This window comes from Saccharopolyspora sp. NPDC002686 (genome assembly GCF_040295745.1).
GTDB classification, from domain to species: Bacteria; Actinomycetota; Actinomycetes; order Mycobacteriales; family Pseudonocardiaceae; genus Saccharopolyspora; species Saccharopolyspora oryzae.
The window spans coordinates 1-1,300 of the sequence record NZ_JBEOVY010000663.1 but is presented as its reverse complement, the minus strand read 5'-3'; the positions used below and the strand labels follow the sequence as shown (position 1 = coordinate 1,300).

At 70.6% G+C, this 1,300-nt stretch carries 2 protein-coding genes; both read left to right on the top strand.

Features of this window, described 5'->3' with window-relative positions:
• Positions 1–322, top strand: a 322-nt coding sequence (locus ABTZ89_RS38730) for an SDR family oxidoreductase (protein WP_351054482.1), incomplete at its 5' end; no start/stop codon positions are given.
• 25 nt (positions 323–347) lie between these two features.
• Complete coding sequence (locus ABTZ89_RS38725) at positions 348–1,178, top strand: MaoC family dehydratase (RefSeq protein WP_351054480.1); 831 nt, start codon at positions 348–350, stop codon at positions 1,176–1,178.
• Positions 1,179–1,300: the final 122 nt, after the last annotated feature.

Here is a 1,300-nt window from a genome sequence, read left to right as displayed (position 1 = left end):
CCGATCTATCGCGGGCAACGTCGGGCAGGGCAACTACGCGGCGTCCAAGGCCGGGGTGATCGGGCACGTGCAGTCCTTCGCGCCGGTCGCGGCCGAGCGCGGGGTCACCATCAACGCGGTCGCCCCCGGGTTCATCGAAACCCGGATGACGGCGGCGATCCCGCTGTTCGTGCGCGAAGCGGGACGCCGGATGAACAGCATGTCCCAGGGCGGCCAGCCGGTGGACGTGGCCGAAACCATCGCCTGGTACGCGAATCCGGCGTCGGCCGGGGTGAACGGCAACGTCGTGCGCGTGTGCGGGCAGAGCCTGCTGGGCGCGTGAGCGGTCGACGGAACGGAAACAGCCAATGCCTGAAGTGAGCACCGCACCTTCTCTCTCCGCGCTGTACGCGAAGGCCGTCGCGACCGGTCCGCTGCGCCGCGGCGACCAACTGCCGGACACCGAGTACGTGCGACGGGACATCGCGATCGACCGCGACCACCTCGCCGAGTACGACCGGGTGTGCGGGTTCGGGCTGCGCGACGAGCTGCCGATCACCTACCCGCACGTGCTGTCGTTCGGCCTGTCGGTGCAGCTGATGACCGATCCCGGGTTCCCGTTCCCGCTGGTCGGACTGGTGCACGTGGCCAACAGCATCCGGCAGGAGCGGCCGCTGCTGGTGACCGACGAGCTGACCCAGCGGGTGCGCCTGGCCGACCTGCGCCCGCACCCGAAGGGCCGGCAGTTCGACGTGATCACCGAGACCGAGGTCGCCGGCGAGGTGGTGTGGCGGGAGACCAGCACCTACCTGCGCCGGGGCGGGAAGTCCGAGGACTCGACCGGGCAGCGCGCGACCGACCTGGCGGGGGAGCCGACCGCGACGTGGCGGGTGCCCGGCGACACCGGACGCCGGTACGCGGCGGTGTCCGGCGACCGCAACCCGATCCACCTGAACTCCTTGGCGGCCAAGGCCTTCGGCTTCCCCCGGGCGATCGCCCACGGCATGTGGTCCGAGGCCCGCTGCCTCGCGGCCTTCGCGGAGCGCCTCCCCGATCAGTGCACAGTGGACGTCGAGTTCCGCAAACCGCTGCTGCTCCCCTCCACAGTGGACTTCGCGGCCCGCCGCGAGGAGTCCGACTGGACCTTCGCCCTCCGCTCCCGCTCCGGCAAACCCCACCTCCTCGGCTCGATCCGCTGACCACCCCGCGCAAGCGACGTCGGCGCCCTCCACCAGGGGTCCGTCCCCACTCACCGCAAATTCAATGGAAATCAGACGTCCGATTTCCGTTGAACTTGCCGCCGCTGTCCAGGCCTTCGATG

Coding starts and splice junctions, on each gene's coding strand:
- ABTZ89_RS38725 (WP_351054480.1), top strand. CDS start 348: ATGCCTGAAGTGAGCACCGCACCTTCTCTCTCCGCGCTGTACGCGAAG.